Origin of the sequence: Brevibacillus sp. NRRL NRS-603 (assembly GCF_003013445.1) — a bacterium.
GTDB classification, from domain to species: Bacteria; Bacillota; Bacilli; order Brevibacillales; family Brevibacillaceae; genus Brevibacillus; species Brevibacillus formosus.
In genome coordinates, this window is record NZ_PXZN01000020.1 from 1 (window position 1) to 13,959 (window position 13,959).

General features: G+C 48.2%; 14 protein-coding genes and 13 tRNA genes. 24 read left to right on the forward strand and 3 right to left on the reverse strand.

Annotation, left to right across the window (positions count from 1 at the left end; translation table 11 throughout):
- Positions 1–32: 32 nt before the first annotated feature.
- From C7R94_RS18390 to C7R94_RS18455, 14 genes are all read left to right on the forward strand, one after another.
- Positions 33–108: transfer RNA gene (locus tag C7R94_RS18390), tRNA-Asn, on the forward strand.
- A 3-nt stretch (positions 109–111) separates the two neighbouring features.
- Positions 112–204, forward strand: a tRNA-Ser gene (locus tag C7R94_RS18395).
- Positions 205–208: 4 nt separating this feature from the next.
- Positions 209–282, forward strand: a tRNA-Glu gene (locus C7R94_RS18400).
- Between the two features lie 33 nt (positions 283–315).
- Positions 316–391, forward strand: a tRNA-Val gene (locus tag C7R94_RS18405).
- A 57-nt stretch (positions 392–448) separates the two neighbouring features.
- Positions 449–525: transfer RNA gene (locus tag C7R94_RS18410), tRNA-Met, on the forward strand.
- Between the two features lie 77 nt (positions 526–602).
- Positions 603–679: transfer RNA gene (locus C7R94_RS18415), tRNA-Asp, on the forward strand.
- A gap of 41 nt (positions 680–720) precedes the next feature.
- A tRNA-Phe gene (locus tag C7R94_RS18420) sits at positions 721–793 on the forward strand.
- Positions 794–800: 7 nt separating this feature from the next.
- Positions 801–874: transfer RNA gene (locus C7R94_RS18425), tRNA-Trp, on the forward strand.
- Positions 875–901: 27 nt separating this feature from the next.
- Positions 902–977: transfer RNA gene (locus C7R94_RS18430), tRNA-His, on the forward strand.
- Between the two features lie 26 nt (positions 978–1,003).
- Positions 1,004–1,078: transfer RNA gene (locus tag C7R94_RS18435), tRNA-Gln, on the forward strand.
- Positions 1,079–1,085: 7 nt separating this feature from the next.
- Positions 1,086–1,161, forward strand: a tRNA-Gly gene (locus C7R94_RS18440).
- Between the two features lie 28 nt (positions 1,162–1,189).
- A tRNA-Cys gene (locus tag C7R94_RS18445) sits at positions 1,190–1,263 on the forward strand.
- Between the two features lie 8 nt (positions 1,264–1,271).
- Positions 1,272–1,353: transfer RNA gene (locus tag C7R94_RS18450), tRNA-Leu, on the forward strand.
- 127 nt (positions 1,354–1,480) lie between these two features.
- Entirely contained in the window at positions 1,481–2,812 is a 1,332-nt protein-coding gene (locus tag C7R94_RS18455) for a purine/pyrimidine permease (protein WP_106783524.1), read from the forward strand.
- A gap of 15 nt (positions 2,813–2,827) precedes the next feature.
- On the opposite strand, the gene C7R94_RS18460 is transcribed toward C7R94_RS18455, so the two are convergent.
- Positions 2,828–3,499 (reverse strand): B3/B4 domain-containing protein, encoded by a 672-nt coding sequence (locus C7R94_RS18460; RefSeq protein WP_047070358.1) that lies wholly within the window; start codon positions 3,497–3,499, stop codon positions 2,828–2,830.
- 115 nt (positions 3,500–3,614) lie between these two features.
- Here C7R94_RS18460 and rnhA point away from each other — a divergent pair, with 115 nt between their 5' ends.
- The 4 genes from rnhA (at position 3,615) to C7R94_RS18480 (ending at position 6,854) form a co-directional block, all read left to right on the forward strand.
- Positions 3,615–4,049, forward strand: a complete 435-nt coding sequence (gene rnhA / locus C7R94_RS18465; RefSeq protein WP_173630755.1) for a ribonuclease HI — start codon at positions 3,615–3,617, stop codon at positions 4,047–4,049.
- Positions 4,046–5,197, forward strand: a complete 1,152-nt coding sequence (gene queG, locus C7R94_RS18470) for a tRNA epoxyqueuosine(34) reductase QueG (protein ID WP_106783526.1) — start codon at positions 4,046–4,048, stop codon at positions 5,195–5,197. The genes rnhA and queG overlap by 4 nt, the downstream gene beginning before the upstream one ends.
- 26 nt (positions 5,198–5,223) lie before the next feature.
- Positions 5,224–5,757, forward strand: coding sequence for a methylated-DNA--[protein]-cysteine S-methyltransferase (locus C7R94_RS18475; protein ID WP_106783529.1), 534 nt, complete (start codon positions 5,224–5,226; stop codon positions 5,755–5,757).
- Between the two features lie 128 nt (positions 5,758–5,885).
- Positions 5,886–6,854, forward strand: a complete 969-nt coding sequence (locus C7R94_RS18480; RefSeq protein WP_106783531.1) for an amidase domain-containing protein — start codon at positions 5,886–5,888, stop codon at positions 6,852–6,854.
- Here C7R94_RS18480 and C7R94_RS18485 read toward each other — a convergent pair whose 3' ends face one another.
- Entirely contained in the window at positions 6,855–7,562 is a 708-nt protein-coding gene (locus C7R94_RS18485; protein WP_106783534.1) for a ferric reductase-like transmembrane domain-containing protein, read from the reverse strand.
- Positions 7,563–7,700: 138 nt separating this feature from the next.
- On the opposite strand from C7R94_RS18485, the gene trmL reads away from it, so the two are divergent.
- The 3 genes from trmL to C7R94_RS18500 all read left to right on the forward strand — a co-directional run bounded on the left by trmL (position 7,701) and on the right by C7R94_RS18500 (position 9,631).
- Complete coding sequence (gene trmL / locus C7R94_RS18490) at positions 7,701–8,171, forward strand: tRNA (uridine(34)/cytosine(34)/5-carboxymethylaminomethyluridine(34)-2'-O)-methyltransferase TrmL (RefSeq protein WP_047070363.1); 471 nt, start codon at positions 7,701–7,703, stop codon at positions 8,169–8,171.
- Positions 8,172–8,196: 25 nt separating this feature from the next.
- Complete coding sequence (locus C7R94_RS18495; RefSeq protein WP_106783536.1) at positions 8,197–8,922, forward strand: HAD family hydrolase; 726 nt, start codon at positions 8,197–8,199, stop codon at positions 8,920–8,922.
- A gap of 145 nt (positions 8,923–9,067) precedes the next feature.
- Positions 9,068–9,631, forward strand: coding sequence for a hypothetical protein (locus tag C7R94_RS18500; RefSeq protein WP_106783539.1), 564 nt, complete (start codon positions 9,068–9,070; stop codon positions 9,629–9,631).
- 238 nt (positions 9,632–9,869) lie between these two features.
- On the opposite strand, the gene C7R94_RS18505 is transcribed toward C7R94_RS18500, so the two are convergent.
- Positions 9,870–10,070 (reverse strand): hypothetical protein, encoded by a 201-nt coding sequence (locus tag C7R94_RS18505; RefSeq protein ID WP_106783541.1) that lies wholly within the window; start codon positions 10,068–10,070, stop codon positions 9,870–9,872.
- 364 nt (positions 10,071–10,434) lie between these two features.
- Between C7R94_RS18505 and C7R94_RS18510 the strand changes: the two genes are divergently transcribed.
- The 3 genes from C7R94_RS18510 to C7R94_RS18520 all read left to right on the forward strand — a co-directional run bounded on the left by C7R94_RS18510 (position 10,435) and on the right by C7R94_RS18520 (position 13,943).
- Entirely contained in the window at positions 10,435–12,333 is a 1,899-nt protein-coding gene (locus C7R94_RS18510) for a PrkA family serine protein kinase (RefSeq protein WP_106783543.1), read from the forward strand.
- Between the two features lie 76 nt (positions 12,334–12,409).
- Entirely contained in the window at positions 12,410–13,567 is a 1,158-nt protein-coding gene (gene yhbH, locus C7R94_RS18515) for a sporulation protein YhbH (RefSeq protein WP_106783545.1), read from the forward strand.
- Positions 13,568–13,655: 88 nt separating this feature from the next.
- Entirely contained in the window at positions 13,656–13,943 is a 288-nt protein-coding gene (locus tag C7R94_RS18520) for a YiaA/YiaB family inner membrane protein (RefSeq protein WP_047070376.1), read from the forward strand.
- The last annotated feature ends 16 nt before the right edge of the window (positions 13,944–13,959 follow it).

The following is a 13,959-nucleotide window of genomic DNA, read 5'->3' on the forward strand; positions in this document are numbered from 1 at the left end:
TATTCAGTTTTGAAGGAACAAACCTTCAACGTTCCTCGGTAGCTCAGTTGGTAGAGCAATCGGCTGTTAACCGATCGGTCGGCGGTTCGAGTCCGTCCCGAGGAGCCATATGGATGGATGTCCGAGCGGCCGAAGGAGCACGATTGGAAATCGTGTAGGCGGTGTCGAACCGTCTCGTGGGTTCAAATCCCACTCCATCCGCCATCTTGGCCCGTTGGTGAAGCGGTTTAACACAGCAGCCTTTCACGCTGTCATACAGGGGTTCGAATCCCCTACGGGTCACCTAGCAAACCGCCCTGCAAACGCAGGGGTTCTGGAGGCTTAGCTCAGCTGGGAGAGCATCTGCCTTACAAGCAGAGGGTCGGCGGTTCGATCCCGTCAGCCTCCACCACTCATATCAAAGGGCAAGGAAGGTCAGCTAACACTGACACTCAGTCGTCCTAACTATCGCGGGATGGAGCAGCTCGGTAGCTCGTCGGGCTCATAACCCGAAGGTCGCAGGTTCAAATCCTGCTCCCGCAACCAAATTTTCTACTTGCTCTACGTCGAGTAATCTTCTTGATCAAGTGGGATCGGAGTACCCAGTGGGTGCAACCAAATATGGAGCTGTGGTGAAGTTGGAGTTCACGCCGGTCTGTCACACCGGAGGTCGCGGGTTCGAGTCCCGTCAGCTCCGCCATTTCTAATCAAATGAAATTGGCGCGCAAAGCATGGATATAAGGCTCGGTAGCTCAGTCGGTAGAGCAGAGGACTGAAAATCCTCGTGTCGGCGGTTCGATTCCGTCCCGAGCCACCTTTATAGGGGCATAGTTTAACGGTAGAACGAAGGTCTCCAAAACCTTTGGTGTGGGTTCGATTCCTACTGCCCCTGCCATTTTTCAACACAATAGTAGTAATCATGGCGGTCGTGGCGAAGGGGTTAACGCACCGGATTGTGGCTCCGGCACTCGTGGGTTCAAGTCCCATCGATCGCCCCATAAATTCATAGTTGGGGATTACTTATTGGGGTATAGCCAAGCGGTAAGGCAACGGACTTTGACTCCGTCATTCCTAGGTTCAAATCCTAGTACCCCAGCCATTAAAATGCGGACGTAGCTCAATTGGTAGAGCGTCGCCTTGCCAAGGCGAAGGTCGAGGGTTCGAGACCCTTCGTCCGCTCCATTTCTCAAATTTTTTTACCTTATATCATGGAGGCATAGCCAAGTGGTAAGGCACGGGTCTGCAAAACCCTCACCCCCGGTTCAAATCCGGGTGCCTCCTCCAAAATAATTGCCGGTGTGGCGGAATGGCAGACGCGCGCGACTCAAAATCGTGAGGGAAACCGTGGGGGTTCAAGTCCCTTCACCGGCACCATACTTTTACAAGCTAACCCTGAATGTCAAGATATCTTGATGATTGGGGTTTTTTTCTGCTTTAATATGCACATAGTGTAGACAGGGAAATAGACAACTTGTGTACGTAAAAGGACGAGGTGGTTGAGGTGTTTTATAAACTACAAGACAAGCCGCCAATGGGGATTACGACGCTGTCTGTATTGCAATGGATGATTGTAACTGTTTCCAGCAGTGTGGCGGTACCACTAATGATTGGAGATATGTACGGCTTGCAGGCTGATGAAATTGGAAAGCTGATGCAGCAGACCATGTTTTACATTGGACTCGCTTCACTACTGCAAGTATGGATTGGACACCGCTATCCGATGATAGAAGGTCCGGCTGGACTATGGTGGGGGATCTTTATCATTTTGGCTCAACTCGGAACGAGCATGGGTCTCCATCCACAAGAAATCGGTCAATCCTTTCAAGTGGGTATGATATTAGCAGGTCTACTCTTTTTCATTTTTGGCTTATTAGGCTGGATTGGCAAATTACAGAAGTGGTTTACGCCGCTGGTTTCAGGTACGTATATGATTTTGCTTGCTGTTTCTTTGTGTAGCAACATTCTCACGGGCATGCTCGGTATTGGTTTTCAGCATTCTAAAGAGGTACAACCGGGTGTAGCACTTGTGTCCATAGGGATCGTAGCCCTTGTTGTGTTTATTATGCGGACGAAGCGATTCTCCAGTTTTGCCGTTTTGTTTGGCATGGTTGGGGGCTGGATCGTGTACGCGCTTCTTGGATGGACGGAACCAGTTCGGTCTACTGAGCAATTATTTTCATGGCCTTCTATTTTCTTTTGGGGACCTCCACGCTGGGATTGGGGCGTTGTATTAACGAGTATGCTTACAGGGTTCGTTCTGTTGACAAACCTCATGACGAGTTTGTCGGTCATGGGCAAAGCGACAGACACCGTGCCTACTGAAAAGCAGTACAATCGCGGAGGTATTTTTACAGGGGTATCCCATTTCCTATCTGGCTTGAGCGGTGTGGTAGGCATGATTCCACTTTCCTTGGCAGCAGCGGTGATTCAAACGACGAAAATGGCATCGCGCTTGCCATTTGTGATAGCGATGCTGGGGATGATGCTGATTGGGCTAATTCCCACTGTTGCCCATTTTTTGGCGGCTCTGCCTACTCCGGTGGCATATGCGGCGATGTTCATTTCCTATACGCAACTGCTTGGCTTCGGGTTGAAGGATTACGTGAATGTGAAAATGGACGAACGTACGATTATTGTTGGGGGGAGCTCGCTGCTGGTAGGGATCGGGGTCATGTTCGTACCTGCTGCAGCTTGGCAGCAACTTCCAGCATTAGCCAGCTTCTTGTTCGGCAATGGCTTACTGCTTGGAGTTATTGTGTGCTTAGTCCTAGAACATATTGTTTTTAGAAAAAAGGAAGAAGATAGCGCAAAAAAAGACGGCCAGGCTGCATGACGGGCCGTCTTTTTCTTAGGCAGTAACAATCGAGGAGTGAGTCAGTTCGCCACCATTAATTTCTGTAAACATGCGACCAACTGAACCTACAATTTCTTCTTTTTTGGATTGTTCCATTTTTTCATGGAAAAAGATGACTTGGAGGAGCGTGCTGCTTTGTTCCGTCACGCATGAACGCTTGGAATCGACAATGGGACTCCCAAATGCGCCGTTACCATCAGCGAGCAGCAATTTTCCTTCCATGTTGACTTCGCGTCCATTTAATCCTTCATAGGCATCAGCGGGGTGGCCAAGACGACAAGTGATATCACCGGTTAGGTGATTGACGTCATAAATCCCAAAAGGGAGCGCATGCAAAACGGAGAAAAAATTATTAACATCAACAGCGCTATTAATCCAGAAAAAGGGATTTCCCTGTAGCAGTCGGCGCAGTAAGGCTTCGGAGGAAGGGCGGTATCTGGATGGATCAATGCCAACTTGCTTAAAGCAGGCTCTCCACTCGCGGATGCCTTCAATTTCCGTCAGGTTTGCAGTGTCGTGATCCAGCCGCAAGCTTTCCACATAATAATTAATGCGTCCCTGCAGCATTTTGGGGGAGTCACTAACGGAAGCATTGCTGTATTGTAAAATGCCGAGAGAAAATTGCGGCAGACGCTCGGACACGGAAGAATCTAGCTGAACTTTCATCAATAGCCACTCCTTACTAATCCTATTTTGGGTAGTATAACAAAAAATTTTTGTGGAAGCGACTAAGCTTCGATACAATAGAAGAGAACAGAGGAGGGAACCCCTGACGATGACAATGCGTGAGGTTGATATTTATACAGACGGAGCTTGTTCCGGCAATCCAGGACCAGGTGGTTGGGGAGCTGTACTGATGTACGGCCAACACATCAAGGAAATGTCCGGTGCGGAACCGCATACAACGAATAACAGAATGGAGCTGTTGGCGGCCATCAAGGCGCTTTCTACATTGAAGGAGCCGTGTAAGGTGACGCTATACAGTGATAGTGCATACTTGGTCAACTGTTTCAAGCAGGGCTGGTATAAAGGCTGGCTGAAAAACGGCTGGAAAAACAGCAAAGGCCAGCAGGTGGAGAATCAGGACCTATGGAAAGAACTGCTGCAATTGATGGACACCCACAAGGTAGAGTACGTAAAAGTCAAAGGACACGCCGACAACAAATGGAACAACCGCTGCGACGAATTGGCGACAGGAGCGATTAAACAACTGTGAACGACTTGCTGTACTGGGAGCAGACAAAGCAGTCCATCATTGACTATGCCAAGGAAATCGGAATCGATAAGATCGGGTTTGCCAGTGCCGATCCATTCACGACCTTAAAAGAGCGGCTTATTGTACATCGAGAAAAGGGCTATGAATCTGGATTTGAAGAGCCTGATTTAGAAAAGAGGACGAACCCGGAACTGTTGTTGGACGGGGCGCGTTCGCTGATTTCTATAGCGCTCGCCTATCCATCCAAGCTCAAAAATCCACCAAAGTCAGAGCCTGGTGCGTATCGGGGAATCTTATGCCGTGCAGCATGGGGAACCGATTACCATCACGTTCTGCGCGATAAGCTGGACAAGCTGACGCGATTCATTATGGAGTTGGAGCCAGGGGCTCGGATCGAATCCATGGTAGACACAGGAGCATTGTCTGATCGTGCGGTAGCCGAGCGGGCTGGTATTGGGTTTGTAGGAAAAAACTGCGCCATCATAACGCCAGAGTTCGGATCATGGGTGTACTTGGGGGAGCTTGTAACGAATCTTCCATTGCCAAGCGATCAACCAATCGAAGAAGGCTGCGGCGACTGCAATATATGTGTAGACGCTTGTCCGACCGGAGCCTTGATTCAGGGCGGGCAGCTTGATGCGCAGCGATGTGTTGCTTATTTGACTCAGGTGAAAGACTTCATTCCAGATGAATTCCGTGGAAAAATCGGGAATCGGCTGTATGGCTGCGACACTTGTCAGACGGTATGTCCTAAGAATCGTCGCATCGACAACGCCCATCATGCTGAATTTCAGCCAGATCCGGAAATTGCCAAGCCTTTGTTGATTCCTCTGCTTCAGATGAGCAATAAGGAGTTCAAGGAGAAGTTCGGCCAATCCTCTTCATCTTGGCGAGGCAAAAAACCCATTCAGCGCAATGCAATACTAGCGCTTGCACATTTCAAGGATCGGACAGCTGTTCCTCATTTGGAGCGTCTTTTGTTCGAAGACCCTCGTCCAGTCATCCGCGGAACTGCTGCATGGGCGCTTGGAAAAATCGGGGGAGAGCAGGCACAAGGGGCGCTCATTACCGCAAAAGCAAAAGAGACGTCACCAGAAGTGGTGGAAGAGATAGAAAAAGGCATGAGCATGATTCGTGCACAAGCTTAGTCTGAACAAGACAGGGAGGACGTAAAATGGCAAAGGAATTAGGCTATACCATGATGGATTCACCGATTGGACCATTGCTCTTGGCTTCTACAGAAGAAGGGCTGTGCTACATTCAGTTTGCCAATGAACAAGACGGATTGGCGCCGCTTGTGCGCTGGTGCAAAAAAACGTTCTTAGGGATTACCCCAACGCGTAACGATACGATTAATGAGCCTGCAAAAATACAGCTAGAAGAGTATTTTGCAGGCAAGCGCAAGTCGTTTGATGTTCCAACCGTATTGTACGGTACTCCCTTTCAAAAGGCTGTATGGAATGAGCTATCGAACATTCCCTATGGTGAAACTCGTTCTTACAAAGATATTGCCTTGGCGATTGGAGCGGCGAAAGCTGTTCGGGCTATTGGCGGTGCGAACAATCGCAATCCGATTCCTGTTATTATACCGTGCCATCGTGTCATTGGCTCGAATGGTGCCTTGGTCGGATACGGCGGTGGCTTATCCATTAAAGAATATTTGTTGTCCTTAGAAGAAGGTCCACTGTTTGCTAATGCTTCTTCCTAATAGCTGTCTGCTTGCTCGGGCAGCTTTTCTTTTTCTTCTGAATGCTCCACGAGCGACATATTCTTCATTGAGATGAACGGTTTATGAGTCTATGTCGCTGTTTGAGAGGCGGAAAGGAGGAGGGGAAGGTGGAATGGCGTGAATTTGTTCAGCAATACTTTCAAGCAGTTCACCAGTCATCTATGGACGGAAGGTATGAGCGGCTGTTGCCTTTTTATTGCGCAAAAGAGTCTGGTGTGCAGGAAGAATGGGATCGACTGAATCGGGAGAAGCGGAGAGCCGAGGAGCGGGGAGTCAAATTATTGGCTGTCCAGGGACAAGTAACGCCCTTGTGTTGGATAGATACCGATGCCACCATGGAAATAACGGTTCAATGGCAAGAAAATAAAACGCTGGGGATCAAGCATACCCAGTATAAAGAGGCAAACAAAAGACTGTTCCAGCTCCAGTTGCTCAAGAGGAATGAAAAGTGGTCGATCATCGGGGCAAGGGAGTCGAACGGTGATCAAAAATTGGTGGTCGAAGAAGAGGAGGAGCCTGTCATCGTTGTGTCAGGCGTCCAGGATGCCAATGATCAACCTATGCTGGTTGTGCATGGAGCGGGAGGCTACAATCCTGCAAATGCAGTCGCGTATGCTGAACGCTACTGGGATACGACAAATCCGATATATCCTCGTTTTACGGATGACTGCACGAATTTTATTTCACAATGTTTACACGCTGGCGGAATTCCGATGCTGATGTCGAAAGAGATGGGCAAGGGCTGGTGGATTCGCACGGGAAAAAGCGCCTCTTGGAGCTATAGCTGGACGGTAGCGCATAGCTTGTATTTGCTTTTGAAATCGGGTGGACCACCTATGCGGGCAGTTACGAAAAGCTCTGCGGCCGAATTGGTCCCAGGTGATATCATTTGTTATGATTTTGACGGGGATGGGCGTTTTCAGCACAATACGATCGTGGTCGCAAAAGACGCGAATCAGATGCCGTTAGTGAATGCCCATACGACAGATAGCAGCATGCGTTATTGGGCATATGAGGATTCCACAGCCTATACACCCAAAATGCGCTATGCCTTCTTTCATATAAGAGGGGTGTAATTATCGCTTGCGAAAAAAAGCTCTTCGTATAAAAGCGATGCTGCGAATCATCCAAATTATTGCTGCGAAAACGAGCATGTCTGAAAAGGTATGCGGCTCTCCTTTAATGGATTGGATGTAAATCAAGCCATGGAACAAGACGATGGCAAAAAGCCATGGATTGGCGAGATGAAGCCTTTTCCAACTGGAGCCACTCAGCCATTTTTCTGCGCGTGCAGAAGATGTCAGCCACAGAGCTAATAGAATGAAAAAGGCAAACAGCCCAAGATAGTTCGCAACGCCTGTGAGGGTCCAGTTGGGAGATGGCCACATGGTCTGATCAGAGGAAGCGACAAAGAACAGACCCAGCAATCCATCCGCCTTTTCAGAATGGTTTTCATGTAAGATCATCAGGCGAGGCTCATTTTCAAAAAGCACGAGCACAAGAATGACGTGCAGCAGTCCAGTTAGCCCAGCCCATATGCCGATAGCTCGACGAATGGACAAGCTAATAGTCATCCAGCCAGCAGGAAACAAGGACTGGAGTGGAGCAATCAATAAGGTGCAGCCAATCAAAATAAACGAGAGATAGCCGAGAATCATGCTCCATGCTTCCAGGGCAGGGAACGAAGAAAAATCAGCCCACATCCAACTGGTACTTAACAGGATCAAACTTAGGATGCTCACATGTACGACAAGGCGTCGCCCAAATGAAATGGGTGTCCCCATCTAATCATCACTCCTTCGATAGCCAAAGTTTTCTGATTAGATGCAGCAGGCACTCCATTTGTTACAGAAGCTGGGCGCGGTGGTATAATAGGACGTGTACAGGTAACAAGTTCGCAATTTACAAGGAGATTTTCAGATATGCCGTTACATATTGTTTTGCATGAGCCGCTCATCCCTGCCAATACGGGAAATATCGCCCGTTCATGTGCAGCGACAGGAGCGCATCTGCATTTGATTCATCCGCTCGGATTTTCAACGGAAGATCGTTACCTGAAGCGAGCTGGTCTCGATTATTGGCATGCGGTTAACGTTCACCATCATGAGAGCTTCGAGCAGTTTGCTGCGGCACAAGGAGAAGGTGCGGGCACTTTTTACTTTGTGGAGACCTGGGGGGAAAAATTGTATACGGATGTTTCTTTCCAGGATGGCGACTACATTATTTTGGGCAAGGAGACGACGGGCTTGCCGGAAGAGCTGACTGAAAAATATCGGGAGCAGACTATTCGAATCCCAATGAGCGGTGCGACCCGTTCTGTGAATCTGTCCAATTGTGCAGCGATTGTCTTGTTTGAGGGACTTCGCCAATTAGGTTTTCCATCGCTATCGTAAGGCATTTGAGAGGGAGAGATCCATTATGACTGTGAACACCATCCTGTTTGATTTGGACGGTACGCTATTAGAGATGCAGACAGACCCCTTTGTTAAAAGTTATTTGGTTGAAGTAGGTCGCCATGTCGGAGATAAGTACGATACTGAAAAGCTGTTGGGGCTGATTTGGGATGCGACCAAGGCGATGATCATGAGCCAAGAGCCTGACAAGACGAACGAGCAAGTTTTTATCGAACATTTTACGGAACACAGTGAGTGGGATCGGGAGGAAATATGGCCTCTGTTCGATTCGTTTTATCGCGATGTGTTTCCTACACTTTCTCACCTGACGTATCCTTCGCCATGGGCTAAGCAGATTGTTGCTGCCGCCAAAGAGCAAGGATTTCGGGTTGCAGTTGCGACGAATCCCGTTTTCCCGCGTGATGCGATTCATCATCGCCTCGCTTGGATCGGGATGTCACCGGATGATTTCGAACTGGTCACCGTGTATGAGGAATCGCATTTCACGAAGCCGAATCCTGGTTATTATAAAGAGATTTGCCAAAAGCTTGGGGTTGAGCCGACAGACTGTGTCATGGTCGGCAATCACATGCAGGAGGACATGGTCGCATCCAAGCTGGGAATGAAAACGTTTCTGGTAACCAATTGGATGGAAGACCGTGGTGAGCCTCAGTATCCGGTAGATCAGCGGGGATCATTAGAAGAGCTGTTTACGGCGATTTCTGAAAAAAGTGGTGTGTTTGCAGGCTAAGAAAAGACCATGAAAGAATAGACGAGGAGCAGGCTGTCCGTTTGAAAAAATGGTCAAGCCTGCTTTTTCACATACTTTTCCCAAAATCATCAGGTAGGCTAGGAGTGTACAACCACGTTTTACACATAATAAAGGAGGAAATCTCATGAAAAAACTCGTTTCGTCTCTGGTAATGGCTACCTTGCTGTTTAGTGGTATTTCTGTAGTGGCTGCGGCCGATACAGCAGCGGATTCTACAGTTGCCCACTCGAAAGCGGAGAAAAAGGAAGAAAACAGAGCCAAACTGAACGCGAAGGCTGCCAAGTGGGGCGTCGAAACCACAGATCAAACAAATAAGGAAGTAAAAGCAGCGATTCAAGAAGCAAAAGCAGCAAAGAAAGCAGAAAACGCTGCGAAAAAAGCGGCAAAAGAAGCGGCAAAAGAAGCGAAGAAGCAAGAACAACTCGCCAAGCTAAACGAGAAAGCTGTAAAGCTGGGAGTTGACACGGCAGGTAAAACAGCGAAGGAAGTAAAAGCGGCTATTAAAGAAGCAAAAAAAGCAGAAAGCGCTGAGAAAAAGGCAGCAAAAGAAACGAAGAAGCAAGAACAGCTCGAGAACCTGAAAGAAAAGGCGGTCAAGTGGGGCGTTGACACAGCAGGCAAGAGCGCAAAAGAAATCAAGGTAGAAATCGAGACGAAAAAAGCAGAAAAGAAAGAGAATAAGAAATAACAAGAAAACAAAAAAAGCAGGTTGCCGCAGTAGGCAGCCTGCTTTTTTCCCCTGGATGCTTCTTACATGTTCCAGGTTTTGTCCTCGTTGTAGCCAGCTGTCAGAATGAAAAACAGAAAAGCTCCGAAGACCAGTGCTACGATAAATGTACCCATATTGACAGCTCCTTTCGTAAACAAACTACTCCCATTATAGCGTAGCCTGCCCACTTTGCAAACGGATTAAAGCTGTAAGGCCCTTACGTAAGTGACAATTTTCGATGGTCATTCACGAGTTTTAAAAAGGCACTAAGCGCAATGGGCACACTCAGTATTTCTCCTGTATCGAGTTCCATTCCTGTCACAGCTTGGTAAATAAATACCGAAAGAATCACCATGGTTGCGATGCCGGTCAAATAAAGTCCTTTTTTCACTTGAATACGTTCTGTTTGGATGTCCATGTTCGTTCCTCCCGTTATTGTAGCCAATCCATATTGGCTTTCCGTGTATGTTGCTTATGATTGTATTTTACAGGGGGGCAGGGATTACAAACCATCGAATCAGCTTACAGCTGCGCTCGTTAAACCTTACAATTCCGTAATCTTCCAAGCTGCCAAAAAGTAATGTGCCTTATTTTTATGGGAAGATTGCTGAAACTTGTGCTGATGTCGCGCATACACATATGTAAAGGCTGTAAGAGCCTGTTGGCAACCGGAGAAAAAACGGCTTGCACGTGAAGTGAATGCGTGACCGCAGGCGGACATATACATGAGAGTACATTGCCGTTGGGAAGAGAGAGGGGCTTAAGAGGGAGGAGTGTCGAACATGGACATTTTAAAACGGATCGCTGAGCACCGGGCCCGCGAAGAAAACCTGATGTGGAGAGGAACATTCGGCGAATATTTGCAATTGGTACGTAAAAATCCGCAAATTGCCCAGACTGCGCATTCACGCGTCTACAACATGATTAAGAGCGCGGGGGTTGAAGAGAACGAGGACGGATCACGTTCGTATCAATTTTTTAGTCGTGAAATCTTCGGATTGGATCGTTCAGTTGAGCGCCTAGTGGAGGAATATTTCCACTCGGCTGCACGTCGTCTGGATGTCCGCAAACGCATCTTGCTCTTGATGGGACCTGTCAGTGGCGGTAAGTCTACGCTCGTGACGATGCTCAAGCGAGGACTGGAAGAGTATTCGCGAACCGAAGCTGGAGCGATCTATGCGCTTGATGGCTGCCCTATGCACGAAGAACCACTTCATCTCATACCGCACGAGCTGCGTCCAGAGGTGGAAGAAGAGCTGGGAATCAAGATTGAAGGAGAATTGACACCCTATAATCGGATGAGGTTGGAGACCGAATTTGGAGGGTGCATCGAGGATTTCCCTGTTCGTCGGATTTTGTTTTCCGAAGCGAATCGGGTCGGGATCGGTACATTTAGCCCTTCCGATCCAAAGTCACAGGATATTGCCGATTTGACGGGGAGCATCGACTTCTCGACGATTACGAAGTACGGCTCTGAGTCCGACCCTCGTGCGTATCGCTTCGATGGTGAGCTGAACAAAGCCAATCGTGGATTGATGGAGTTTCAGGAAATGTTGAAATGCGACGAGAAATTTTTGTGGCATCTCCTGTCGCTGACACAGGAAGGAAACTTTAAGGCAGGTCGTTTTGCCCTCATTTCTGCAGATGAGCTGATTGTTGCACATACGAACGAATCAGAGTACAAGGCTTTTATTGCGAATAAGAAAAATGAGGCACTGCAATCTCGGATTATCGTCATGCCGATGCCGTATAATCTGCGTGTCAGCGATGAAGAAAAAATATATGCGAAATTAATCAAGCAATCTGACTTGGGGCATGTGCATATTGCACCGCATGCGCTCCGGTCAGCAGCAGTCTTTTCCATTATGACCCGCCTGAAAGAATCGAAAAAACAAGGGGCCGACCTGCTGAAAAAGATGCGGCTGTATGACGGTGAATCGGTGGAAGGCTTCAAGGGAGCCGATCTGGAAGAGCTGCGAAATGAGCATGCCGATGAAGGAATGTCCGGTATTGATCCGCGTTATGTCATCAACCGTATCTCCAGCGCACTGATCCGCCGCGACACGGAATGCATCAATGCGCTTGATATTCTTCGGGCGCTAAAAGAAGGCTTTGACCAGCATCCATCCATCACAAAGGAGCAGCGGGAGAGGTATATGAATTTCATCTCTATCGCGCGCAAGGAATACGATGAGCTGGCGAAAAAAGAAGTACAGAAGGCGTTTGTCTACAGCTACGAAGAGTCGGCAAAAACGCTCATGGATAACTATTTGGACAATGTGGAAGCTTATTGCAACATGAATAAAATCCGTGACCCCGTTACAGGTGAGGAGATGGATCCAGATGAGCGCCTGATGCGTTCCATCGAGGAGCAAATCGGAATTTCGGAAAATGCCAAGCGGGCCTTCCGTGAAGAAATTCTCATCCGTATCTCGGCCTATGCGCGTAAAGGGAAGCGCTTTGACTACAGCACGCATGACCGTCTGCGGGAAGCTATCGAGAAGAAGCTGTTTGCCGATTTGAAGGATGTCGTCAAGATTACGACCTCGAATAAAACACCGGATGAGCATCAGCTCAAGAAAATTAATGAGGTTACCAAGCGTCTTATCGAAGAGCATCAATATTGCCCGGTTTGCGCAAATGAGCTGCTGCGCTATGTGGGAAGCCTGTTGAACAGATGACAGAACGTTGGCGACATGAGGGGCACGTCATAATCATATTCGGCGCAGATTGCGCCAGTTGCTAGGAGGAGACGGCATGAAAGATGAATCATCGTTCATTGTCTCCCGGGAAGACTGGTCGCTGCACCGCAAAGGGTACCAGGACCAAAATCGACACCAGGAAAAAGTGAAAGAAGCGATCAAAAAAAATCTGCCCGATCTCGTCAGCGAAGAAAACATCATCATGTCGAATGGTCGGGAAGTCATTAAGATCCCTATTCGCTCCCTGGATGAATACCGATTGCGTTTTAACTTCCAAAAGGGAAAACATGGCGGTCAAGGTAAAGGAAACAGTAAAGTTGGCGATGTCATAGCCCGTGACGGCGACCCGGCGCAAGGGCCAGGAAAAGGTCAGGGAGCGGGTGATCAGCCAGGTATAGACTACTACGAGGCTGAAATCAGCGTAGAAGAATTGCAGGAGATGCTTTTCGCCGAGCTGGAGCTGCCGAACCTTCAACAAAAAGACGAGGAACAAATCGTCGTAGAAGAGACTCGGTTCAATGATGTCAGGAAAAAGGGCTTGATGGGCAACATTGATAAAAAACGTACGCTGATTGCGGCCATTCGCCGAAATGCGTTGGCAGGCTACAGTGATATGGAGCTGGGGATCACTGATGATGACCTGCGCTTCAAGACGTGGGAAGAGATCATCAAGCCTCATTCCAATGCTGTCATTGTTGCGATGATGGATACTTCCGGGTCGATGGGCGTGTTTGAAAAGTATATCGCCCGCAGCTTTTTCTTCTGGATGGTACGTTTTCTGCGCACCAAGTACGAAAAGGTCGAGATCGTCTTCATTGCCCATCATACGGATGCGAAGGAAGTGACGGAGGACACCTTTTTCTCGAAAGGGGAGAGCGGGGGGACGATCTGCTCCTCTGCCTACAAAAAAGCGTTGGAGATCATCGACAGCCGCTACCCGACATCGCAGTACAACATTTACCCGTTCCATTTTTCCGATGGCGACAATCTCACGTCTGACAATGAGCGTTGCGTAAAGCTGGTAAAAGAGCTCATGGAAAGATGCAATATGTTCGGCTATGGGGAAGTGAATCAGTATAATAGGCACAGCACCCTCATGTCAGCCTATCGCCACATCAAAGAGCCGAAATTCATGCATTGTGTCATTCGGGAAAAGGGAGAGGTATACAAGGCGTTGCGTACTTTCTTTGGAAAGAAAGAAGCTGTGAAGTAATCCGTAGAAGCAACCGGGCGAGAAATCGTCCGGTTGACTTCTATTTGTTTGCATGAGCGACATGAACAAAATGTGAGGGGTGTTATATATGTATCCACAAAAGCATCGGATGCGCAACACGGGAGCCTTCACTTTCTTGGCATACTTTACATTGGGCGCAGGTGTACTGCTATTTTCCATCGGTTTATACAATGCGACAGGTCTTCAGCTGCACGAAAAGGGGTATTATATCGCATGCATGCTTCTGGTAGCAGTTGGATCGATTTTGACGCAAAAAGTAGTGAGAGATAATGCAGAGGATCGAGCGATTATTGAGGAGCAGGAAAGAGAATTTAACTTGAAGGTATCGAAAGCGGAGAAAGAAACGCCGAAATAGCGCTTATTAGAAAAAC